The organism is Streptomyces sp. NPDC058653 (genome assembly GCF_042716895.1).
GTDB lineage: Bacteria > Actinomycetota > Actinomycetes > Streptomycetales > Streptomycetaceae > Streptomyces.
Map to the genome: position 1 here is coordinate 103,822 of NZ_JBHXRM010000009.1, position 21,153 is coordinate 124,974.

Below are 21,153 nucleotides of genomic sequence, written 5' to 3' on the forward strand. Positions count from 1 at the left end.
GGGTCGGGTGCGGCGGTCGGCCGGTCGGCCGGGAGCCGCGGGCGGGGTCGTCAGCCCTTCGCGAGGCGCCGCCGGCGGCGCCACGCCCCCGCCATCTGCCCCCCGATGTAGCACACCGCGATCGTCGACAGTGACGCCCGGAGCCAGCCGATGTCCGGGGACCACCAGGCGTAGGCCGTCACCGGGGTGAACAGCAGCAGTGCCGCTGTGCGCAGGATCCACCAGCGGGGGGCGCGGGGGGCCGGGTGGTCGCCCGTGAGGGTGTCCAGGATGCCGGCCAGGAAGCCGCGGCTCGCCAAGACCCGGGCGTCGGGGAGGGTGGTGAGGATCTCCTCGCGAGTGCCGAAGCCCGGGGGGATCGGGGGGAGTCCGAGGGCGGCGACCAGGGCCGACTGGCGGCGGGACGGGGTGTCCGAGCCGCGGAGGAGATGGGTGAGGGGGCGGGTGTCCGTGATGCTGTAGACCTCCGCCAGCGCGCTCGCCGTTGCCGTGACCGCCGCGTGGTCGGGGACCCGGGCCGCCGGGTCCCAGGTGTGGTCCGCGATCTTCCTTCCGCCCTGGAGCAGGGTGAAGCCGTAGCGGTCGCCCGTCCGGCGCAGGATCAGGGCCGGCCACGGTTCGCCGGTGGTCAGGGTGTCGGCCGCGGCCGTGAGCCGGTCCTCGCCGAGGAGGGTGGCGCGGACACCGGGCTCGGGATCGGCGGCGAGTTCGACGTACGAGGACTTCCCCGGCGCCGGGGCTATCCGCAGCGGCACACCGCACATCAGCGCCGCGTCGGCGACCGTGTGCGGCGGGGCCGCGACCAGCGCCAGGGAGTGGGGGACGGCGGGGGCCGAGGGCGCGGACCGCGACTCGTGCGGCTTCGGGCGGGAGAAGAACGGCATCCGCGCCGCCACATGCATCCGTACGCCCGTCCGGAAGTCCAGGAACTCCTCCCGCGCGTCCCCGAGATACGCCCACGGGTACTCCGTCGCGTGCACCCCCAGCGCCCGGAACTGCTCCAGCGCCTCCCCGTGCCGGTCCGCCAGGATCAGCATCAGCGCCAGGTGGTTGCGGACCCCGGCCACCTCCGGGTCGCCGTGTGGGTACGCGTCCGACAGCTCCTGCGCGCGCCGCAGCGCCGCGTGGATCCGGGAGCGGTCGATCGGGCCGCCGTCCTCCGAGGGCGCGCCGTCGGCCACCACGTCGTACTCGACGGCCGCCAGCAGCGGCAGCGCGTTCAGCTTCGAGCCCGGCAGGGCCTCGCGTGCCGCGCGCTCGGCGAAGTCGAACATCTCCTCGTGCGAGCCGTACCACTTGTCGCACAGGTACTGCATCGCCGAGAGATGGCAGCCGTAGTGGTGCGGCGCGCGGCCGGTCGCCTCCGCCCAGTACGCGTCGAACACCTCGCGCGGCGCCTGGCTGCCGCGCGCGTGCGTGAGCGCGACCTGCCACGGCACGGGGTCGGTGGGGTTCAGCTCGGTCGCCGCCGCGATCACCGGGACGGCGTCGTCCAGCAGCGCGAAGAACGCCCGGAACTGGTCGGGCGAGACATCGCTCGCCCGTGCCCCCGTCCGTATCTCCCACGCCTGCTGGACGCAGAGCTCCGCCTTCACCAGCAGCGCGTCCGGATCGCCCGGCGACTTCGCGAGCCACGCGTCCAGCCAGCCGGGGCTGTGCAGCGCGCTCTCCGCCAGCCGGGGCACGTAGCCGCCGCGCCGCTCCCACTCGGCGCCGACGCGGGTGGCCGAGAGCAGTTCCCTGGCCGGCACGTGATCACCCGCGTACGCCGCGGTGAGCGCGGTACGCAGCTCCGGCGCCGGCGGGTCGAGGACGACGGACGCGTCGGGGGGCAGATACGCGCCGACGGCCGCGCCGTGGCGGAGCATCCGCGGCAGGGTGATCAAGGTGCGCAGCGTCGCGGTCATCGTCACGGTCATCCATTGAAGGCGGTGCGAGGTGGCCGCCACCAGAGGCTTTCGGTGACAAACCCGTATCGCATGGAGTAGTGGCGTCGGGCGGTCGCCCCAGGTCGGGCGTGGTCCGCCCACCTTCGTGGATGTCGTCCGCGAGCGCTCCCGGGACGGCGCCACCGCCCGCCGTAGGCTGCCGCACATGTGTGGAATCGTAGGTTATGTCGGTGGACAGTCGGCGCTCGACGTGGTCGTCGCCGGTCTCAAGCGGCTCGAATACCGGGGGTACGACTCGGCCGGTGTCGCGGTGCTCGCCGACGGCCGGGTGGCCTCGGCGAAGAAGGCGGGCAAGCTCGTCAATCTGGAGAAGGCGCTGGTGGAGAGGCCGTTGCCGGGCGGCGCGACCGGCATCGGTCACACCCGGTGGGCCACGCACGGCGGCCCGACCGACGTCAACGCCCATCCGCACATCGACAACGCGGGCCGCGTCGCCGTCGTGCACAACGGGATCATCGAGAACTTCGCCGCCCTGCGCACCGAACTCTCCGACCGGGGGCACGACCTCACCTCCGAGACCGACACCGAGGTCGTGGCGCATCTGCTCGCCGAGGCGTTCTCGTCCTGCGGCGGCCTGGCCGAGTCGATGCGGCGGGTGTGCGGGCGGCTGGAGGGCGCGTTCACGCTGGTCGCGGTGCACGCGGACGAGCCGGACGTCGTCGTCGGCGCCCGCCGCAACTCGCCGCTCGTGGTGGGCGTCGGCGACGGCGAGTCCTTCCTCGCCTCCGACGTCGCCGCGTTCATCGCCCACACCCGCTCCGCGATCGAGCTGGGCCAGGACCAGGTGGTGGAGCTGCGCCGGGACGGCGTGCGGGTGACCGACTTCGACGGCGCGGACGCCGAGGTACGCGAGTACCACATCGACTGGGACGCCTCGGCCGCCGAGAAGGGCGGCTACGACTACTTCATGCTGAAGGAGATCGCCGAGCAGCCGAAGGCCGTCGCCGACACCCTCCTCGGCCGTATCAACGCCGAGGGCTCGCTGACCCTGGACGAGGTACGGATTGCGCCCCGGGTGCTGCGGGCGGCCGACAAGGTCGTCATCGTGGCGTGCGGGACCGCCTTCCACGCCGGGCTGATCGCGAAGTACGCCATCGAGCACTGGACCCGTATCCCCTGCGAGGTGGAGCTGGCGAGCGAGTTCCGCTACCGGGACCCGATCCTCAACACCCGTACCCTCGTCGTCGCGATCTCCCAGTCGGGCGAGACGATGGACACGCTGATGGCGCTGCGGCACGCGCGCGACCAGGGCGCCACCGTCCTCGCCATCTGCAACACCAATGGCTCGACCATCCCGAGGGAGTCGGACGCCGTCCTCTACACGCACGCGGGCCCCGAGGTCGCGGTCGCGTCGACGAAGGCGTTCCTGACGCAGCTCGTGGCCTGCTATCTGGTCGCCCTCTATCTGGGGCAGCTGCGCGGCACCAAGTACGGCGACGAGATCAGGGCCGTCATCCGGGAACTGTCGCGCGTCTCCCACGAGGTCGAGCGCGTGCTGGAGACGATGGAACCGGTACGGGAGCTCGCCCGCTCCCTCGCGGACAAGCGGACGGTGCTCTTCCTGGGGCGGCACGTCGGCCATCCGGTGGCGCTGGAGGGCGCGCTGAAGCTGAAGGAACTGGCGTACATGCACGCCGAGGGCTTCGCCGCCGGGGAGCTGAAGCACGGGCCGATCGCGCTCATCGAGGAGGACCTGCCGGTGGTGGTCGTCGTACCGTCGCCGCGCGGGCGTTCGGTGCTGCACGACAAGATCGTGTCCAACATCCAGGAGATCCGGGCCCGGGGGGCGCGGACGATCGTGATCGCGGAGGAGGGGGACGAGGCGGTGGTGCCGTACGCGGACCATCTCATCCGTATCCCGGTGACGCCGACGCTCCTTCAGCCGCTGGTCTCGACGGTGCCGTTGCAGGTCTTCGCCTGCGAGCTGGCGACCGCGCGCGGCAACGAGGTGGACCAGCCGAGAAACTTGGCGAAGTCCGTGACGGTGGAGTGAGCCACCGGGGCACGAGAGACGGTGGAGTGAGAGGCGGGACCGCAGTGATCATAGGGGTGGGGATCGACGTCGCGGAGATCGAGCGCTTCGCGGCGTCGCTGGAGCGCACGCCGGCCATGGCCCAACGGCTCTTCTCGGAGCGGGAGTTGCTGCTGCCGAGCGGGGAGAGGCGCGGTATCGCCTCGCTGGCCGCCCGCTTCGCGGCGAAGGAGGCGCTGGCCAAGGCGCTGGGCGCGCCGGCCGGGCTGCACTGGACGGACGCCGAGGTGTACGTGGAGGAGAGCGGGCAGCCGCGGCTGCGCGTACGGGGCACGGTGGCGGCGCGGGCGGCGGAGTTGGGCGTACGGAGCTGGCATGTGTCGCTCAGCCATGACGCGGGGATCGCGTCCGCGGTGGTGATCGCCGAGGGGTGAGCCGGGGTCCGGTGCGGCAGACTCGTCGCCATGCGTATCGCGTACAGCGTGGAGACCGTACGGACCGCCGAACGGGAGCTGATGGACCGGCTCCCCGACGGCGCACTCATGCAGCGGGCGGCGGCCGGGCTGGCCGCCGCCTGCGTGGATCTGCTGCGGCGCCGGGGGCGGGTGTACGGGGCCCGGGTCGTCCTGCTCGTCGGCAGCGGTGACAACGGGGGTGACGCGCTGTACGCCGGGGCCCGGCTGGCCCGGCGCGGGGCCCGGGTCTCGGCGGTGCTGCTGGCCCCCGAACGGGCGCACGCCGGCGGTCTCGCGGCGCTGCTGGGCGCGGGCGGGCGATCCCTCGACAATTCGTCCGACCCGTCCGACCCGTCCGACGTACTGGCCGCCGCCGATCTCGTCGTCGACGGCATCACCGGCATCGGCGGGCGCGGCGGGCTGCGGCCCGACGCGGTGCCCCTCGCGCGGGCCGCGCGCGGCTCCGGCGCGGTGGTCGTGGCCGTCGACCTGCCGAGCGGGATCGAGGCGGGCACCGGCGAGGTGGTGGGGGAGGCGCTGCGGGCGGACGCGACGGTGACGTTCGGGACGTACAAGCCCGGCCATCTGATCGACCCCGCGCGCGACTACGTGGGCGCGGTACGGCTGGTGGACATCGGGCTGGGTGCGGTGCTGCCGTCGGTGCCGGAGCTGGAGGCGCTCCAACACGCGGACGTGGCACGGCTGTTGCCGGCGCCGACGGGGGAGAGCGACAAGTACCGGCGGGGGGTCGTGGGTGTCGTCGCCGGGTCGGCGCGCTACCCGGGGGCGGCGGTGCTCGCGGTGGCGGGCGCGCTGCACGGGGGCGCGGGCGCGGTGCGGTACGTGGGTCCGGCCGGGCACGCGGTGATCGCCCGCTTCCCGGAGACGCTGATCCACGCGGGTCCGCCGGCGAAGGCGGGCCGCGTCCAGGCGTGGGTGGTCGGACCCGGCCTCGGGGACGAGCCGGGGGTACGGGACGCCCTGGCCTCGGACGTACCGGTCCTGGTCGACGCGGACGGCCTGCGCGGGCTGGACGCCGGGGCCGTACGGGCGCGTACGGCGCCGACGCTGCTCACCCCGCACGCGGGGGAGGCGGCGGCGCTGCTGGGCGTGCCGCGCGAGGAGGTCGAGGCGGGCCGGCTGGCGGCGGTACGGGAACTGACGGCGCGCTACGGCGCGACGGTCCTGCTGAAGGGTTCGACCACCCTGGTGGCGGACCCGGACACCGGGCTCCCGGTCCGGGTCAACCCGACGGGGACGCCCTGGCTGGCGACGGCGGGCAGCGGCGACGTCCTGTCGGGCCTGTCGGGCTCGCTGCTGGCGGCGGGCCTGACGGCGCGCGACGCGGGCTCGGTGGGCGCGTATCTGCACGGCCTGGCGGCACGGAAGGCGGCGCGGGGGGCGCCGGTGAGCGCGGAGGACGTGTGGGGGGCGCTGCGGGGGGCGTGGCGGGACGTGATGGCGGGGGCGTGAGGCGCTATTGACGGGCCGTCAACGGGTGGAGACCATTGAGAGCGCTCTCTGTCGTGTACATGATCGAGAGGAATCTGATGTCCCCCACCCGCCGGCTCGCCCGCGTCGTTCCCCTCGCACTCGTCTCCACCCTCGGCCTCGTCGCCACCGTCGGCCTCGGCCGGGCGAGCGCCGCCGGGCCCGCCGAAGCCGCCCCCGTCGTGACGGGGGATCAGCCGTCGACCCTCGGCCGTCCCCTCGTCGGCGGGGCCGACCCGAGTGTCATCAAGGTCGGTGATCTCTACGTCTCCGCCAAGTCCGTGGACGGCGGTATCGCCGTGCGGTCGGCGACCACGATGGAGGGGGTCGCCACCGCGCCCAAGCACCAGGTGTGGCGGGACACCGGCGGACTCGGCGAGGTCTGGGCGCCCGAGATCGTGCACCACGACGGGCAGTACCGCATCTACTTCGCCGCCGGCACCGGCGGGGCCCACCGGATGTACCACATCAGCAGCCCCAGCCCCGACACCGGCTACTCCGCCGCCACCAAGGTCGCGCTGCCGAACGACAAGTGGGCCATCGACGGGGTGCCGTTGACCTTCGGCGGCCAGCGGTGGTTCGTGTGGTCCGGCTGGTCCGGCGACACCAACGTCGAGCAGAACCTCTACATCGCCCGGATGAGTGGTCCCACCACGGCCACCGGCGCCCGTTACGTCATCTCGCAGCCGCGCGAGCCGTGGGAACGGGTGGTGGGCAACCCGTACATCAACGAGGCGCCCCAGCCGATCGTCGACCCCAACGGCCAGTTGCACGTCGTCTACTCGGCCAACGGCAGCTGGAGCAACCAGTACTGCATCGCCGACCTGCGGCTGCGGGCCGGCGGCGATCCGACCTATGTGTGGGACTGGTACAAGAGCAACGGCTGCCAGTTCGGCTCGCACGCCGCGACCATGATGGCGGGCTGGGACCCCACGCTGAACGTCGACGGTCCCGGCCATCACACGTTCGTGCTGCCGCGCGGCGACGTCGCCGCCGGACCGCCGTCCGGCAACCGGTTCCCGACGATGTTCCACGCGGTCGCCAAGGGCACGCCGTACTCGTGGGCCAACCGCCAGTGGTACAGCGGTACCGCGGTCTGGTGGGGCAACACCACCTACAGCCGCGCCAACGTCCCCGGCCCCACCACGAACGTCGGGTTCGGCCTCAAGTTCTTCGAGTGAGGCGCCGGTAAGGGTCGGCGGGCGGGCCCGAGGGCTCTGAGAGACTGGAGGGGATGACCGGAACCGTACCCACCTCTCCGCTGCGCGCCCGCGCCGAGATCGATCTCGGCGCCCTCCGCGGCAACGTCCGCGCCCTGCGGGCACGTCTGGCGCCCGGCGCCGGGCTCATGGCCGTCGTGAAGTCCGACGCGTACGGGCACGGCGCGCTGCCCTGTGCGCGGGCCGCCCTCGACGCCGGGGCGAGCTGGCTCGGCACCGCCACACCGCACGAGGCGCTCGCGCTGCGCGCCGCCGGTATCAGGGCCCCGGTCCTGTGCTGGCTGTGGACCCCCGGCGACCCCTGGCGCGAGGCCATCGAGGCCGACCTCGACATGTCCGTGAGCGGTATGTGGGCCCTGCGCGAGGTGACCGACGCCGCGCGTGCGGCCGGGCGTACCGCGCGGATCCAGCTCAAGGCCGACACCGGACTCGGCCGCAACGGGTGCCAGCCCGCCGACTGGCCCGAACTCGTCGCCGCCGCCCGGGCCGCCGAGGACGCCGGTACCGTCCGCGTCACCGGCCTGTGGTCGCACTTCGCGTGCGCGGACGAGCCCGGCCATTCCTCCGTCGAGGCGCAGCTCCACCTCTTCCGCGAACTCGTCGCGTACGCGGAGAAGGCGGGCGTCGAGCCCGAGGTCCGGCACATCGCGAACTCCCCCGCCGCCCTCACCGCCCCCGAGTCGCACTTCGATCTCGTACGGACCGGCATCGCCGTCTACGGCATCTCGCCCAGCGCCGAACTCGGCACATCGGCGGAGCTCGGCCTGCGGCCCGTGATGACCCTCGCCGCCTCCGTGGCGCTGGTGAAGCGCGTACCGGAGGGGCACGGCGTCAGCTACGGCCACCGGTACCGCACCCCCGCCGAGACGACCCTCGCCCTGATCCCCCTCGGATACGCGGACGGCGTCCCGCGCCACGCGTCCGGCACGGGGCCCGTCCTCGTCGGCGGGAAGGTGCGTCGGGTGGCCGGGCGGGTCGCCATGGACCAGTTCGTGGTGGACCTCGGCAGCGGCCCGGACGCCGACGCCGTCCGGGAGGGCGCGCCCGCCGTCCTCTTCGGGCCCGGTGACCGGGGCGAGCCCACGGCCGCCGACTGGGCCGAGGCGGCCGGCACCATCGCGTACGAGATCGTGACCCGTATCGGTCCGCGTGTTCCGCGCGTCCATGTGAATGGGCAGGAAGGGCATGAGAGCGGGGCCGCCGGGGACCGGGACGGCGCGGATCATCGAGAAGCGGGAGCGGGACGTTGACCGAGAGCAACGCGGGGGACATGGTGTCGGCCGCCGCCGACGCCGCGAGCGGCGGCGGCACCTGGCGGCTGGCCGGTATCGCCGGCACGGCGATAGGCGTGATCGCCGCCGGGGCCGCGGCCGGCGTCGCGATCGAACGGATGACGGTCGGCCGCGGCATGCGCAAGAAGGCACGGCTCGCGCTCGACTCCACGGGACCGTACGGCTCCCTGCGCGGCACCCCCGGCACGGCCGTCGCCGACGACGGGACCGAGCTGTACTTCGAGGTGGACGACGTCGACCCGGAGACCGGACCCGGCACCCCGCGCCGCCGCAGGCTCTTCGGCCGCAAGGCCCCGGCGCCCGTCACGGTCGTCTTCAGCCACGGCTACTGCCTCAACCAGGACTCCTGGCACTTCCAGCGCGCCGCGCTGCGCGGTCTGGTGCGGACCGTCTTCTGGGACCAGCGCAGCCACGGCCGCTCCGGCCGGGGCGTCGCACAGCAGGGGGCCGACGGGGTGCCCGTCTCGATCCACCAGCTCGGCCGCGACCTCAGGGCGGTCATCGACGCGGCCGCGCCCGAGGGCCCGCTCGTCCTCGTCGGCCACTCCATGGGCGGCATGACGATGATGGCCCTCGCGAACAACTACCCCGACTTCGTCCGGGACCGGGTCGTCGGCGCCGCGTTCGTCGGCTCCTCCAGCGGCAAGCTCGGCGAGGTCAGCTTCGGGCTGCCGGTGGCGGGCGTGAACGCGGTACGCCGTGTACTGCCCGGCGTACTGAAGGCCCTCGGCTCCCAGACCGAACTGGTCGAGCGGGGCCGGCGTGCCACCGCCGATCTCTTCGCGGGCCTGATCAAGCGCTACTCGTTCAGCTCCAGGGACGTGGACCCGGCCGTCGCGCGGTTCGCCGAGCGGCTGATCGAGGGGACGCCGATCGACGTGGTCGCGGAGTTCTACCCGGCGTTCACCGAGCACGACGAGTCGGACGCGCTGCCGGTCTTCATGGAGGTCCCGGTCCTGGTGCTGGCCGGGGACCGCGATCTCATCACGCCCAGCTCGCACAGCGAGGCCATGGCGGACCTGCTGCCGGACTCGGAGCTGGTGATCGTGCCGGACGCGGGCCATCTGGTGATGCTGGAGCACCCGGAGGTGGTCACCGACCGGCTCGCCGACCTGCTGGTACGGGCGGGCGCCGTGCCGGCAGCCACTAACGTGGGTTCGTATGGAAGCACCGCACAGCCCGGCAGCTGAGGCCCGTACCGGCGCCGGCGTCCGTACCCGTATCACCGTCGACTCACCCGAACGGATGAGCGAGCTGGGCCGGAGGCTCGCGGGCCTGCTGCGCCCCGGCGATCTGGTGATGCTCACCGGCGAACTCGGCGCGGGCAAGACGACGCTCACCCGGGGGCTCGGCGCCGGTCTCGGCGTACGCGGCGCCGTCACGTCCCCGACCTTCGTGATCGCCCGCGTCCACCCCTCGCTGACCTCGGGCCCCCCGCTCGTCCATGTGGACGCCTACCGGCTCGGCGGCGGTCTCGACGAGATGGAGGACCTGGACCTCGACGTCTCGCTGCCGGACTCGGTGGTGGTCGTGGAGTGGGGCGAGGGGAAGGTCGAGGAGCTGTCCGACGACCGCCTCCAGGTGGTGATCGACCGCGTCCTCGGGGCCGGAGACGGCGCGGACCCCCTCGCCGTCGAGGAGCACGACCGGCGCGTGGTCACCCTCACCGGGATCGGCGCGCGCTGGTCGGACGTGGACCTGGCCGCGATCACCGCCTGAACGCTGCCGGGAGCCGCCGGACCCGAGCGCGGGGCCACCGGTCTCCGGGCCCCGGACCTCTCCCGCCCACCTGTGACGTGGGTCACGCCGTCCGCGTCGATTCCGACGCGATGTCGGTAAACTGTTGCCTATGCCGTGCGGCCGTGGTCACATGGTGGAAGAGAGCTGGTTAGGTTTACCTAACCAGACTGCCCCCGGAGCCTCAGGAGGCATCCATGTCGGCAACAGAGAGCACCGGAGCGCGGCCGTCGGAGCCGGCGAACGCCTCCCCGGACCCGTCGTCCGTGTCGATGAGCGATCTGCTGGCGTCGTGTGCCGCCGCCAGCGCCGTGTCGACCCCGCCGGCCGAGCCCCGGGCGGACGAGGGCGACGAGGCCGCGTAAGGCGCCGGCCGCGTAAGGCGCGGGACCGGTCAGGGGACGACGACGACCTTCGAACCGACCGGCGCGAACGCCCACAGCGCGTCGCCGTCCGCCGGCGTCATCCGCACACCGCCCGTCCTCAGGCCCGGGTCCGGGCTCGGCATCGTCCCGTCGACCGCCGCGCTGAAACCGATCGCGACCTGGCCGACGCTGGCGAACCGCACCACGTGCTCGATGTCCACGCCGTCCGATCCGGTGATCTGTCCGGAGCGCGAGGTGACCTCGTACGTCCCCGGCGGCGGGCTCACCGTGCTCGGCATCACCCCGAAGGTGCGCGGCCTCTGCCCCGCTTTCGCCACCAGCCACACCCGCTTCGCGCCCAGCGCGTAGACCACGCGCTGTCCGGAGCCCGACGCCGCGGGCACCGGGTGCGCGTCCTTCTTCTTCTCCTTGGCCGCCGGGGCGCCGGACGCCGAGGAGCCCGGCTTCTTCGGCGACGCGAGGTCGGCCGGTACGTTCGCCGACGCCTGGTACGCGAGGAAGGCGACGGCGGCCACGGCCAGCGCGGTGAGCCCGGCCACAAATCCCGAGCTGCTCCTGGACACCCTGATCCACCTCTCGTACGTACGTCTGCGTGGTGACGTTAGCAGCAGGCGGCAGGGGGGCCGGGGTGCCGTGCCCGGCCCCGGAGGCCCCCGGGGGAGCCGTAGGCTGTTTGCGTGCTCCTGCTCGCCGTTGATACCGCCACGCCCGCCGTCACCGTCGCCCTCCACGACGGTGGCTCCGTCCTCGCCGCCGAGAGCCAGGTCGACGCCCGCCGGCACGGAGAGCTGCTGCTGCCCGCCGTCGACCGCGTCCTCGCCGAGGCCGGTCTCGCGCTCGCGGACGTGACGGACCTGGTCGTCGGCGTGGGCCCCGGCCCGTACACCGGGCTGCGCGTCGGCCTCGTCACGGCCGCCGCCTTCGGCTCGACCCTCGGCGTGCCGGTCCACGGGCTGTGCACGCTGGACGGGCTCGCGTACGCCGCCGGGCTCGACGAGCCCTTCGTGGTCGCGACGGACGCCCGCCGCAAGGAGGTCTACTGGGCCCGGTACGCGGACTCCCGTACGCGGCTGACCGAGCCCGCCGTCGACCGGCCCGCCGACATCGCCGGGGAGCTGGCCGGACTGCCGGCCGTCGGCGCGGGCGGCACGCTCTACCCGGAGGCGTTCCCTGACGCGCGCGGGCCCGAGCACCAGTCGGCCGCCGCGCTCGCCTCCCTCGCCGCCGAGAGACTCGGGGACGGCGGGGGCGGTGACGCGTTCCTCCCGCCCCTGCCCCTCTATCTGCGCCGTCCCGACGCGCAGGTGCCCAAGAACTACAAGGTGGTCACGCCCAAGTGACCGACACGACGCTGCGCGAGATGCGCTGGTGGGACATCGAGCCCGTGCTCGCCCTGGAGTACGAGCTGTTCCCCGAGGACGCCTGGTCACCGGGCATGTTCTGGTCCGAGCTGGCCCACGCGCGCGGGCCGGCCGCCACCCGCCGTTATGTGGTCGCAGCGGCCGACGACGGCCGGATCGTCGGCTACGCGGGACTCGCCGCCGCCGGCGGCATCGGCGACGTACAGACCATCGCCGCCGCCCGTGACCGGTGGGGGAGCGGGCTCGGCTCGCGGCTGCTCACCGAACTCCTCCAGCACGCCACCGCCTTCGAGTGCGAGGAGGTCCTGCTCGAAGTACGGGTGGACAACACCCGCGCGCAGAAGCTCTACGAGCGCTTCGGCTTCGAGCCCATCGGCTTCCGCCGGGGCTACTACCAGCCGGGCAACGTCGACGCCCTCGTCATGCGCCTGTCGATGCACGACGAGCGGGGCGTCCCCGGACAAGGAACGGAGACCAATGGCTGACGAACCTCTCGTCCTCGGCATCGAGACCTCGTGCGACGAGACGGGCGTGGGCATCGTCCGCGGTACGACCCTGCTCGCCGACGCCATCGCCTCCAGCGTCGACGAGCACGCCCGGTTCGGCGGGGTCGTCCCCGAGGTCGCCTCGCGCGCGCACCTGGAGGCCATGGTGCCGACGGTCGAGCGTGCCCTGAAGGAGGCGGGCGTGAGCGCCCGCGACCTCGACGGGATCGCGGTCACGGCCGGTCCCGGGCTGGCCGGGGCGCTGCTGGTCGGGGTGTCGGCCGCGAAGGCGTACGCGTACGCGCTCGGCAAGCCGCTCTACGGCGTGAACCATCTCGCCTCGCACATCTGCGTCGACCAGCTGGAGCACGGGCCGCTCCCCGAGCCGACGATGGCGTTGCTGGTCAGCGGCGGCCACTCCTCGCTGCTCCTCGCGCCGGACATCACCGCCGACGTACGGCCGATGGGCGCGACCATCGACGACGCGGCGGGCGAGGCCTTCGACAAGATCGCGCGCGTGCTCCAGCTGGGCTTCCCCGGCGGTCCGGTGATCGACCGGCTCGCGCGCGAGGGCGACCCGGCGGCGATCGCGTTCCCGCGCGGACTCACCGGTCCCCGGGACGCGCCGTACGACTTCTCCTTCTCCGGGCTCAAGACGTCCGTCGCCCGCTGGATCGAGGCGAAGCGGGCCGCGGGCGAGGACGTGCCCGTACGGGACGTGGCCGCGTCCTTCCAGGAGGCGGTGGTGGACGTGCTGACGCGCAAGGCGGTGCGCGCCTGCAAGGACGAGGGTGTGGACCATCTGATGATCGGCGGCGGGGTCGCGGCCAACTCCCGGCTGCGCGCGCTGGCCGCCGACCGCTGCGAGCGGGCGGGCATCCGGCTGCGGGTGCCCAGGCCCGGACTCTGCACGGACAACGGCGCGATGGTCGCCGCGCTCGGCGCCGAGATGGTGGCCCGGAACCGGCCGGCATCGGACTGGGACCTGTCGGCGGACTCCTCGCTGCCGGTGACCGAGACCCATGTACCGGGCCGGGGACACCACCACGACCATGTGCACGAGGCCGCCAAGGAGAACCTCTACACATGACCGTCGCGCTGATGTGGGAGGCCAAGGCCGCGCCGGGCCGGGGCGCCGAGCTGCTGGAGTGGGCCCGTGCGCGGACGCTCACCCCGGCGCCGGGGCGCCGGGAGACGCTCACCGCGCCCGGCGGGCGGGTGCTGGTGATGACCTGGTGGGAGGCGGCGTACGACGCGGACCTGCCGGAGCTCCCCGAACCGGCGGCGGAACTGGTCGCGCGCGCCGTGCACCGCTGGCGGTTCGAGACGGCCGACTGAGCGGGGCGACAGCGCGCGCGGGCCGGGATCCGACGGGGACCGAAAGATCTCCGAGAAAAATCGCGGCGTGTGTCGATCCCGGGCCCGCCCGTTCGACGCAAGGGTGAGAGGCGGGAACAGTCCCGCCCGGAAGAACACCGAGGAGTCACCATGCCGCGTTTCATGACACTGATCCACCTCGACGAGTCCAGCCAGCCGGTCGGAGGCCACAGCGCCGAACTGGGCGAGCGGATGGGTCGGCTGGCCGAGGAGATGAACAAGGCCGGCGCCATGCTGGAGACCGGCGGGCTGCACCCGTCCGCCGAGGGCACCCGGGTGACCTGGTCCGGCGGGAAGCTGTCGGTCACCGACGGGCCGTTCACCGAGTCCAAGGAGGTCATCGGTGGGTACTCGATCGTCCAGGCCAAGACCCAGGCCGAGGCCGTCGAGTGGGCCAAGCGGTTCCTCCAGATCCACGAGGACTACTGGACCCTGACCGCCGAGACCCGCCAGATCGCCGAGTAGCCGCGGGTCCCCGCGGACTCGCCGCGCGTCGTCCGCGTCCGTTTGCCGTCCGTCCGCCCCGATGCTCTGATGGGTGGCCGTGACGGCAGACGGCGAGGACGGTGGCGGCACGCGCGGCAGCGCGGGCGCGGTCGAAGCGGTGTTCAGGATCGAGCAGTCCAGGATCATCGCCGCCGTGGCGCGCGTCGTACGCGATGTCGGCATCGCCGAGGAGCTGGCGCAGGACGCCCTGGTCGCCGCCCTGGAACAGTGGCCCGAGTCGGGCGTCCCGGACAATCCCGCCGCCTGGCTCATGGCCACGGCCAGGCGCCGCGCCATCGACCTCGTACGCCGCCGTGAGACGTACGCGCGCAAGCTCGCCGAGGTCGGCCGCACCCTTGAGGACACGGCGCCGCCGCCCGAGCCCGCCGAGGCGGACGACATCGACGACGACCTGCTGCGGCTGGTCTTCGTCTCCTGCCACCCGGTCCTGTCCACCGAGGCCCGCGTCGCCCTCACCCTGCGCCTGCTCGGCGGGCTCACGACCGAGGAGATCGCGCGCGCCTTCCTGGTGCCGGAGCCGACCGTCGCGCAGCGCATCGTGCGCGCCAAGCGCGGCCTCGCCAGGGCCGGCGTCCCCTTCGAGGTGCCCTACGGCGCCGAGCGGGAGGCGCGCCTCGCGTCCGTGCTGGAGGTCATCTACCTCATCTTCAACGAGGGCTACTCCGCGACGGCGGGCGACGATCTGCTGCGCCCCGGTCTCTGCGAGGACGCGCTCCGACTCGCGCGCGTACTGAGCGGGCTGATGCCCAAGGAACCCGAAGTGCACGCCCTGGCGGCCCTGTTGGAGCTTCAGGCGTCCCGTACGGCCACCCGTACCGGCCCAGACGGCGCCCCCGTCCTGCTCGCCGACCAGAACCGCTCACGCTGGGACCGGCTGCTGATCCGCCGGGGCGTGGAGGCCCTGACCAGGGCGAGCGAGCTGGGCGCCGCCCCCGGCCCGTACGCCCTCCAGGCGGCGATCGCCGCGTGCCACGCGGGGGCCGCGTCGTACGAGGAGACGGACTGGACCACGATCGCCGGGCTGTACGGGCGCCTGGCCGCGCTCACCCCCTCGCCCGTCGTGGAGCTGAACCGCGCGGTCGCCGTCTCGATGGCCGAAGGGCCGGAGGCGGGCCTGGCGCTCGTCGACGCGCTGGCGGCGGAGCCCGCGCTCAGGGGCTACCACCTGCTGCCGAGCGTGCGCGGGGACCTGCTGGCGAGGCTGGGGCGTACGGAGGAGGCGCGGGCGGAGTTCGTACGGGCGGCAGGGCTGACCCGCAACGAACGGGAACGCACGCTGCTGGAGGAGCGGGCCGCCGGGCTCTGAGCGGTCCGGCCGGGCGTCCACCCGTCACGGCGATCGCCCGTTCACGCCTCGGGCAGCGGCTCGCCCGTCTCCAGCATCGTCTTCAGGCTCGACAGCAGCGCGGGCCAGCCCTCACTGACGCTCGACAGGATCGTGGACCCGGGCCGGAAGCCGTCGTGGATCACGGTCAGTCTGACCATGGAGCCGAGCGGCTCGATCTCGAAGGTCACCCGCGACCGTGCCTCGGCCGCCGCCCTGGCGAGGTACTCCTCGCCCAGCCCGGTCGCCTCGGCGAACTCCGGGGTCATGGTGTGCCAGGTGTAGGAGAGCCGGCGGTACGGCTCCGACTCCAGCACGACCTGCTCGGGGTCGGTGATCCTGACACCGAACTGCTCCCAGGACATCTCCGAGCCCGCCCGCCACTCGGACTCGAAGGTCACGCCCCAGTAGCGGGTGGTGAACGCCGGGTCGGTCAGTGCCCGCCAGAGCTTCTCGGGGGTGGTCCTGATGTAGGTGCGGTAGACGAACGCGGTCTCGTCCGTGCCGTTCGTGGCCATGGTGCTGTCCTCCAGTGCGGTTCTGAGATCCGCGAGGGCGCTCGCCCGCCCGCGGTCGTACTTGTTCATCCAGCGGTCGGCGATCGCGTTGATCGGCACGACGTTGAGGAAGTGGAGCTTCTCCCTGCCGCGCCACACCGTGGTGACGAGATTCGCCGCCTCGAGTACCGCCAGGTGCTTGCTGACCGACTGTCTGGCCATGTCGAGCTCGGCGCACAGCTCCCGCAGGCTCTGTCCGTCGCGGGTGTCGAGACTGTCCAGCAGGCGGCGCCGGCCGGGGTCGGCCAGCGCTTTGAAGACGTCGTCCATGGCGCGCCACCCTCGACTCCGGGGCTCCGGGGTTTGATTCCGGCTCGATATGCAGCCGTTCGGCTGCCTCTGTCAGGTTAGGCAGTCGTTCGGCAGCATGTCAATCGGGAGGCGTCCCCGTGGGACCGCGGACCATGTCACTGGACTGGCCGAACCGGTCCTCGGGGTGATTTCTCTGCCGCGCCCGAGATCGCCGGCCGCGGGCGGGTCGGCGCGGCTTGGCGCGGTATGGCTGGGAATCTCCGTCGCGCTCCGCGTCGCCGGTCCTGGGCCGGCCTCGGCCGGCCGGTTTCCGCGGAATTCGGCGAGGTCGCGCATCTCGTCGGAATCGGGGTGATCCCGCTGGTCATCGGCGTGCTCGGGGCGCTCGGGGCCGTACTCCAGCAGTGAGGGGCCCGGTACGCACCGAGCCCGGCGCCCGGGCGTGGACGAGGCGGCGCGCACCGCTGAAATTGTGATTTACGGGACGCCTGTGAAGCGTGATGTCCGGATGTGTCCCGAAGTCGCCCCCGGCTCCCTGAGGCCGTTCCTACGCCGATCGTTCTATCCTGAGAGGAACGCATGCGCCATTTCATGGGGTGAAGGGGCGGCGGATGAACTGGCTCTGGTGGATTTTCGTCTTCTTCATGGTCGGTGGCTTCAGCTGGGTCGCCGATACGGGCCGGAACGCGCTGCGTACCCGGCACGAGCGGGCAGTGGAGCGCATCAAGCTCGTCGAGGGCGGCCGGCGCGCCCTGGAGGAGGCACACAGGCCGCCGCAGCCCGTCTGCGGGTGTTCGCACCATCTCGCCAAGCACGACAAGCAGGGCAAGTGCCACGAGAACGTGGAAGTGGCGACGGCCTGGGACGAGAACAGGAAGCCGAAGCGGTACGAGCTGGCGCGGTGCAACTGTCAGCAGTACATAGGGCCGCAACCGCTGACGCAGATCTACGCGGACGAGATCACGGACCTCGACCAGCTGCTGCTGGACGCCCAGCTCAAGGACGCCCAGCTCAGGAACGCGGAGCTGAAGGGCCGGCCGAAGGCACCGGGGACGCCGAAGGCGACGGAGAGCCCGGAGGCGTCGAAGGCACCCGAGATGCCGGAGATGCTGAAGAAGAGGCCCGAGACGCCGGACATGCTTCGGAAGAAGCCGGCGAAGACCGCGAAGACCGAGAAGACCGAGAAGCCGCAGAGGACCCGGAAGGCCGAGGCGCCCGAGGATCCGGGCTCCTCCGAGCAGGGCTGAGAGACGCCGCCGGGGTCCGGTCGGCGCGTGCTCACGCGTCGTTCGCGCCGCCGCTGACCGCCGCGAACAGGACGACCGGCTCCTCCGCGTCCAGCTGCCCCACACCGATCGCGACCAGCCGTCCGCCCACCCGCCACGACTGGAGGTCGCCGAAGTAGCCCAGCTCGAACAGGGCCGCGTAGAACGGCGGCACCGGCTCACCTGCCAGGTGCCGGTCGCCGTACTCCTCCAGCCCCATGGTCAGGTGCGCGCCCCACCGGGCGTCGAGGGCGAGGACCACGCCCCAGAGCTCGGTCTCGTACTCGTCGGTGACGGCCGCGTGGAGCTCGCCGTCCTCGTCCTCGTAGAAGTCGGGGCTGACCCGCAGCGCGACGATCGAGAAATCCGCCCCGGTGGCGGACCGGCCCGGGTCCACGCCGTCCGGCCAGGGCGGCGCGTACGGCGCGGTGGCGAGCCGCACGGCGGCGGCGGTCCGCGCGTCGATCGCCGCCTTGAATTCGAGCGGGTCGCGCCCCGGGTCCGCGGTCCCGGCCGCGTTCACAGCTTCGGCCGGTCCGCCGGGGTGGGCAGGGGCTCCAGCGCACCCGCGTCGGCGAGTGTCTTGTGCGCCGCGAGCACCGCGTCCGTGGTCGTACCGATGTCCAGTACGACTCCGCCGGGCCCGGCTTCCAGGCGTGGCGCGGCCAGGTCCGCGGGGACCCGCGCGGCCCGGTTCGCCGACACGAAGACCGACCAGCCGCAGCGCGGGTGCGACGCCCGCAGCCCGTACGCCGACCTCAGCGCGTTGAACAGGGCCCGGTCGTGCGCGCTCCCGGTGTCCGCGTCCCAGACGTCCGCGACGGCGGCCAGTGCCTCGGGAAGCCGGTCCGCGAGCGGCGCCGGCCCGTCCGGGGAGCCGGGGAAGAGCAGCAGCGTCGCGGTGAAAGGGGTGAAGCCGTCCGTACCCCCGGCCCCCACCTTGAGCTGCGCGTATCCGCCGTCCTGGGTCCTGGCCACGACGACGGCGGTGCGGCCGACGACGTCCGCGTCGTCGTGCGGGTTGGCCGTCTCGACGGCGGCGGCGAAGGCGCCGACGTCGTCCGGGACCGGCTCGCCGGGAGCGGCGCCGTCGGTGTCCCAGCGCCACTCGGCGAGTTCACCGGCCGACAGGTCGGTCAGCCGCCCCAGCAGGTCCAGCCAGCGTCCGGCCAGTTCCCGGGAGGACTCGGGCCTGGGTCCCCAGGACGCCTTCACGATGGTTTCGCTCGCCATGCTCGACACTCCCGACACTCCGATCGTGCTCCTGCTCCCCGCCGCTCACTTCTGCCACGGCGTGTGGACGACGTCCACGTCCACCCCAGCATCGTCGAACGCCTTCTGCGCGGCGTCGGCGGCCTGTTTGTTGGAGAAGTTCCATTCAACCGGCTTGCCGTTCGCCACCCGCACCTGGCGCCGCGCCTGTTCGACCCACTTGGTGGCCTGCGCGGGTTCCAGGGTGCCATCGGGGCGGACCTTGCCCCCGTACCCGAACTTCGCCTCCTTGTACTTCTGCCCGGCGGAGTCCCAGCCGTCGAAGTCGACGTCGCGGCCGGTGGCCGGGTCCTTCACCGCGTACTCCTTGCCGCGCTTCACCCCCGAGACCTGCTCCTGGAACCGCATCCAGCGCTCCATCGCGGGGTTGTAGGCCACCGACTTCTTTGTCTTCCACTTGCCGTCGCCGAGATCGGCGGAGCCCTTGCGGGGGTTCTTCAGATCGCCGTACCAGGACGGTTTCTTCCATGCGGAGACCGCCTTGCGGCCGGCCTCCTTCTGCGCCTCCTTCGCCGCCTCGGCGTCCTTCTTGGCCTGCTCGGCGGCGTCGATCTCCTCCTGGCTCGCGCCGTCGCACTTCTTCTCGAACGGCAGGAGCGCGGGGACGCCGTTCGCCCGGTAGACGGTCATGGTCCGCCCGGCGGCGTTGACACCGCCGCTGAGCGAGGCCGTGGTGACGGAGCCCGCGGGCCCGCCCGGGGACCGGCCGCCGAGCGGGCCGGAGCTGATCACACAGCCCTTCTCCGCCAGCTTGTCCCGGGCGTCGTCGGCGTGCCTCTGGGCTTCCGCCGCCGCCTCGTCGGCGGCTCTGACGTCCCCCTTCTCGGCCGCTTTCCGGGCCCGGTCGGCGGCCTTCCTCGCCTCGTCGGCCGCCTTGCCCAGCTTCCCGAGCTTGCCCAACTTGCCGATCTTGCCGACCTTGCCGCCGACCTTCGCCGCGTTGTAGCCGGGGATGAAGAGCGACCCGACGTTCCAGACGACGTCGGTGACCGCGCGGGTCTTCTCGCCGTTGTTCCACCGGTCGCGGACCTCGTCGCCGACGAAGACGTCGTCGCCCGCCGAGACGACCGTGTTCACGGACGCGCCGCCCCAGTCGGTCAGCGCGTCGAAGTAGTCGCCCTTCGCCCATTTGTCGCCGGCGTCCTTGGCGTCCTCGGACCACTCGTCACCCAGACCGCTGCCGTAGTCCTTCAGCCCGTCCCAGGTGCCGCCCGGGTCGGTGACCAGGTCCCAGACGCCGGTGACGTCGCCCCAGAAACCGTCCACGGCGACGCCCTTGGCGACCTGGGCGACGCGGTCGCCCGCGCAGGAGAAGAAGCCCCAGCCTCCGCAGTCCTCCTTCTCCTCGCCGCCGCCGTCACCGCCGTTGTCGGCTGAGGTCTCGTCCTCCTCCCAGCCGGGTTCGTCGGCGGCGGCGTCGGTCCTCTCCTCGTCGCTCTCGACGCCCACGGGGACGGTGCCGCCGTTGTCGCCGTCCTGGGGATCGCCGGGGTCGCCCGGATCGGCCGGGCCGCCGGGATTCCCCGGATCTCCCGGGCCGCCGCCCGGTTCGTCCCGGCCGTCGCCCGCCTCGACCGAGTCGCCGCCGGGCGCCGGGCAGGCCGCGCCCGTGATCGAACAGACCGTGGACCGTAGACCGTCGGAGATCTGCCCGCCGACCCCGCTCACCGTCAGCCCGACGACGATCGCGGCGACGAGCACGAACAGGCCGACGTATTCGAGCGCGGTCTGGCCCCCGTCGCTCCGCCACCGGATGAACCGGGCGAACGAGAACGGCCGGCGCTCCTCCCGGCGTCCGGCATCGAGCCGGATCCACTCCCTGCTCTCGGGTCGGCACAGGAAGATCAGGACGAGCACCGGCAGCACGAGCTGGGTGAAGCCCTGGAAGGAGCCCTCGGTGAGGTTGGAGATGCCTCCGGCGACCAGCCACGTCTGAACGGCGAGCAGGGCCCGCCACTCCCACACCCCTCCGGTCCACAGCCGCCGGGAGAGCAGCCAGCCGGCGGTGCCGGGCGCCGCCGCCCACGCGACGAGGCCGACGAGTCCGGCGTCCACCGCGTCGGCGTCGGCGGCCGAGAGGAGCAGACCGATCCCGCCCAGCACGGTGAAGCCGAAGAGCGCGTGGATCAACCACCGTGCGACGGACAGTAGTTGGGGCATGTCGCGCCGCCCTGACGGATCGGGCGGTGTCCACGCGCCCCCGTATGCCGATGTTCCCCCGTATCCGGCCATTCCCAGCCCCCCAACCACC

At 73.1% G+C, this 21,153-nt stretch carries 20 protein-coding genes and 1 pseudogene; 15 read left to right on the forward strand and 6 right to left on the reverse strand.

What is annotated here, in order from left to right; translation table 11 throughout:
- Positions 1–50 precede the first annotated feature (50 nt).
- Positions 51–1,907: a hypothetical protein gene (locus tag ACFWU9_RS10880; protein ID WP_384316599.1), complete on the reverse strand. Its 1,857-nt coding sequence runs from the start codon at positions 1,905–1,907 to the stop codon at positions 51–53.
- Positions 1,908–2,094: 187 nt separating this feature from the next.
- Between ACFWU9_RS10880 and glmS the strand changes: the two genes are divergently transcribed.
- The 8 genes from glmS to ACFWU9_RS10920 all read left to right on the forward strand — a co-directional run bounded on the left by glmS (position 2,095) and on the right by ACFWU9_RS10920 (position 10,481).
- The gene (gene glmS / locus ACFWU9_RS10885; RefSeq protein ID WP_384316465.1) at positions 2,095–3,942 is read left to right on the forward strand and encodes a glutamine--fructose-6-phosphate transaminase (isomerizing); all 1,848 of its coding nucleotides are present in this window, start codon (positions 2,095–2,097) and stop codon (positions 3,940–3,942) included.
- Positions 3,943–3,986: 44 nt separating this feature from the next.
- Positions 3,987–4,355, forward strand: a complete 369-nt coding sequence (locus ACFWU9_RS10890; protein WP_384316467.1) for a holo-ACP synthase — start codon at positions 3,987–3,989, stop codon at positions 4,353–4,355.
- Between the two features lie 30 nt (positions 4,356–4,385).
- The gene (locus ACFWU9_RS10895) at positions 4,386–5,849 is read left to right on the forward strand and encodes an NAD(P)H-hydrate dehydratase (RefSeq protein ID WP_384316469.1); all 1,464 of its coding nucleotides are present in this window, start codon (positions 4,386–4,388) and stop codon (positions 5,847–5,849) included.
- A gap of 77 nt (positions 5,850–5,926) precedes the next feature.
- Entirely contained in the window at positions 5,927–7,048 is a 1,122-nt protein-coding gene (locus ACFWU9_RS10900; protein WP_384316471.1) for a glycoside hydrolase family 43 protein, read from the forward strand.
- A 53-nt stretch (positions 7,049–7,101) separates the two neighbouring features.
- Complete coding sequence (gene alr / locus ACFWU9_RS10905) at positions 7,102–8,337, forward strand: alanine racemase (RefSeq protein ID WP_384316473.1); 1,236 nt, start codon at positions 7,102–7,104, stop codon at positions 8,335–8,337.
- Complete coding sequence (locus ACFWU9_RS10910) at positions 8,334–9,569, forward strand: alpha/beta fold hydrolase (protein WP_384316475.1); 1,236 nt, start codon at positions 8,334–8,336, stop codon at positions 9,567–9,569. Before alr ends, ACFWU9_RS10910 begins: the two co-directional genes overlap by 4 nt.
- The gene (gene tsaE / locus ACFWU9_RS10915; protein WP_384316477.1) at positions 9,541–10,098 is read left to right on the forward strand and encodes a tRNA (adenosine(37)-N6)-threonylcarbamoyltransferase complex ATPase subunit type 1 TsaE; all 558 of its coding nucleotides are present in this window, start codon (positions 9,541–9,543) and stop codon (positions 10,096–10,098) included. The genes ACFWU9_RS10910 and tsaE overlap by 29 nt, the downstream gene beginning before the upstream one ends.
- 215 nt (positions 10,099–10,313) lie before the next feature.
- Complete coding sequence (locus ACFWU9_RS10920) at positions 10,314–10,481, forward strand: hypothetical protein (RefSeq protein WP_384316479.1); 168 nt, start codon at positions 10,314–10,316, stop codon at positions 10,479–10,481.
- A 29-nt stretch (positions 10,482–10,510) separates the two neighbouring features.
- Here ACFWU9_RS10920 and ACFWU9_RS10925 read toward each other — a convergent pair whose 3' ends face one another.
- On the reverse strand, positions 10,511–11,041 hold the full coding sequence (locus ACFWU9_RS10925; protein ID WP_384316601.1) for a L,D-transpeptidase: 531 nt from the start codon (positions 11,039–11,041) through the stop codon (positions 10,511–10,513).
- 138 nt (positions 11,042–11,179) lie between these two features.
- Here ACFWU9_RS10925 and tsaB point away from each other — a divergent pair, with 138 nt between their 5' ends.
- From tsaB to ACFWU9_RS10955, 6 genes are all read left to right on the forward strand, one after another.
- Positions 11,180–11,842 carry a tRNA (adenosine(37)-N6)-threonylcarbamoyltransferase complex dimerization subunit type 1 TsaB gene (gene tsaB, locus ACFWU9_RS10930; protein WP_384316481.1) on the forward strand — a complete coding sequence of 221 codons (663 nt, stop codon included), beginning with the start codon at positions 11,180–11,182 and terminating at the stop codon, positions 11,840–11,842.
- Between the two features lie 20 nt (positions 11,843–11,862).
- A complete protein-coding gene (rimI, locus tag ACFWU9_RS10935; RefSeq protein WP_384316603.1) occupies positions 11,863–12,348 on the forward strand; it encodes a ribosomal protein S18-alanine N-acetyltransferase in 486 nt (161 codons plus the stop codon).
- Complete coding sequence (gene tsaD, locus ACFWU9_RS10940) at positions 12,341–13,438, forward strand: tRNA (adenosine(37)-N6)-threonylcarbamoyltransferase complex transferase subunit TsaD (protein WP_384316483.1); 1,098 nt, start codon at positions 12,341–12,343, stop codon at positions 13,436–13,438. The genes rimI and tsaD overlap by 8 nt, the downstream gene beginning before the upstream one ends.
- Positions 13,435–13,686, forward strand: coding sequence for a hypothetical protein (locus ACFWU9_RS10945; protein WP_384316485.1), 252 nt, complete (start codon positions 13,435–13,437; stop codon positions 13,684–13,686). Before tsaD ends, ACFWU9_RS10945 begins: the two co-directional genes overlap by 4 nt.
- Before the next feature lie 150 nt (positions 13,687–13,836).
- Positions 13,837–14,190 (forward strand): YciI family protein, encoded by a 354-nt coding sequence (locus ACFWU9_RS10950; RefSeq protein ID WP_384316487.1) that lies wholly within the window; start codon positions 13,837–13,839, stop codon positions 14,188–14,190.
- A 73-nt stretch (positions 14,191–14,263) separates the two neighbouring features.
- A complete protein-coding gene (locus tag ACFWU9_RS10955; protein ID WP_384316489.1) occupies positions 14,264–15,538 on the forward strand; it encodes an RNA polymerase sigma factor in 1,275 nt (424 codons plus the stop codon).
- 41 nt (positions 15,539–15,579) lie between these two features.
- On the opposite strand, the gene ACFWU9_RS10960 is transcribed toward ACFWU9_RS10955, so the two are convergent.
- The gene (locus ACFWU9_RS10960) at positions 15,580–16,383 is read right to left on the reverse strand and encodes an ArsR/SmtB family transcription factor (protein ID WP_384316491.1); all 804 of its coding nucleotides are present in this window, start codon (positions 16,381–16,383) and stop codon (positions 15,580–15,582) included.
- 593 nt (positions 16,384–16,976) lie between these two features.
- Here ACFWU9_RS10960 and ACFWU9_RS10965 point away from each other — a divergent pair.
- Positions 16,977–17,333 (forward strand): annotated as a pseudogene (locus ACFWU9_RS10965) (hypothetical protein); the annotation flags it as partial.
- A 310-nt stretch (positions 17,334–17,643) separates the two neighbouring features.
- Here ACFWU9_RS10965 and ACFWU9_RS10970 read toward each other — a convergent pair.
- From ACFWU9_RS10970 to ACFWU9_RS10980, 3 genes are read right to left on the reverse strand one after another with little or no spacing between them, the layout of a single operon-like run.
- On the reverse strand, positions 17,644–18,153 hold the full coding sequence (locus tag ACFWU9_RS10970) for a hypothetical protein (RefSeq protein WP_384316493.1): 510 nt from the start codon (positions 18,151–18,153) through the stop codon (positions 17,644–17,646).
- Positions 18,150–18,863 (reverse strand): hypothetical protein, encoded by a 714-nt coding sequence (locus ACFWU9_RS10975; protein WP_384316495.1) that lies wholly within the window; start codon positions 18,861–18,863, stop codon positions 18,150–18,152. The genes ACFWU9_RS10970 and ACFWU9_RS10975 overlap by 4 nt, the downstream gene beginning before the upstream one ends.
- Positions 18,864–18,908: 45 nt before the next feature.
- Positions 18,909–21,062: a Tox-REase-5 domain-containing protein gene (locus ACFWU9_RS10980; RefSeq protein ID WP_384316497.1), complete on the reverse strand. Its 2,154-nt coding sequence runs from the start codon at positions 21,060–21,062 to the stop codon at positions 18,909–18,911.
- Positions 21,063–21,153: the final 91 nt, after the last annotated feature.

Coding starts and splice junctions, on each gene's coding strand:
- ACFWU9_RS10880 (WP_384316599.1), bottom strand. CDS start 1,907: ATGACCGCGACGCTGCGCACCTTGATCACCCTGCCGCGGATGCTCCGC.
- glmS (WP_384316465.1), top strand. CDS start 2,095: ATGTGTGGAATCGTAGGTTATGTCGGTGGACAGTCGGCGCTCGACGTG.
- ACFWU9_RS10895 (WP_384316469.1), top strand. CDS start 4,386: ATGCGTATCGCGTACAGCGTGGAGACCGTACGGACCGCCGAACGGGAG.
- ACFWU9_RS10900 (WP_384316471.1), top strand. CDS start 5,927: ATGTCCCCCACCCGCCGGCTCGCCCGCGTCGTTCCCCTCGCACTCGTC.
- alr (WP_384316473.1), top strand. CDS start 7,102: ATGACCGGAACCGTACCCACCTCTCCGCTGCGCGCCCGCGCCGAGATC.
- tsaE (WP_384316477.1), top strand. CDS start 9,541: ATGGAAGCACCGCACAGCCCGGCAGCTGAGGCCCGTACCGGCGCCGGC.
- ACFWU9_RS10920 (WP_384316479.1), top strand. CDS start 10,314: ATGTCGGCAACAGAGAGCACCGGAGCGCGGCCGTCGGAGCCGGCGAAC.
- rimI (WP_384316603.1), top strand. CDS start 11,863: ATGCGCTGGTGGGACATCGAGCCCGTGCTCGCCCTGGAGTACGAGCTG.
- tsaD (WP_384316483.1), top strand. CDS start 12,341: ATGGCTGACGAACCTCTCGTCCTCGGCATCGAGACCTCGTGCGACGAG.
- ACFWU9_RS10945 (WP_384316485.1), top strand. CDS start 13,435: ATGACCGTCGCGCTGATGTGGGAGGCCAAGGCCGCGCCGGGCCGGGGC.
- ACFWU9_RS10950 (WP_384316487.1), top strand. CDS start 13,837: ATGCCGCGTTTCATGACACTGATCCACCTCGACGAGTCCAGCCAGCCG.
- ACFWU9_RS10960 (WP_384316491.1), bottom strand. CDS start 16,383: ATGGACGACGTCTTCAAAGCGCTGGCCGACCCCGGCCGGCGCCGCCTG.
- ACFWU9_RS10975 (WP_384316495.1), bottom strand. CDS start 18,863: ATGGCGAGCGAAACCATCGTGAAGGCGTCCTGGGGACCCAGGCCCGAG.
- ACFWU9_RS10980 (WP_384316497.1), bottom strand. CDS start 21,062: ATGCCCCAACTACTGTCCGTCGCACGGTGGTTGATCCACGCGCTCTTC.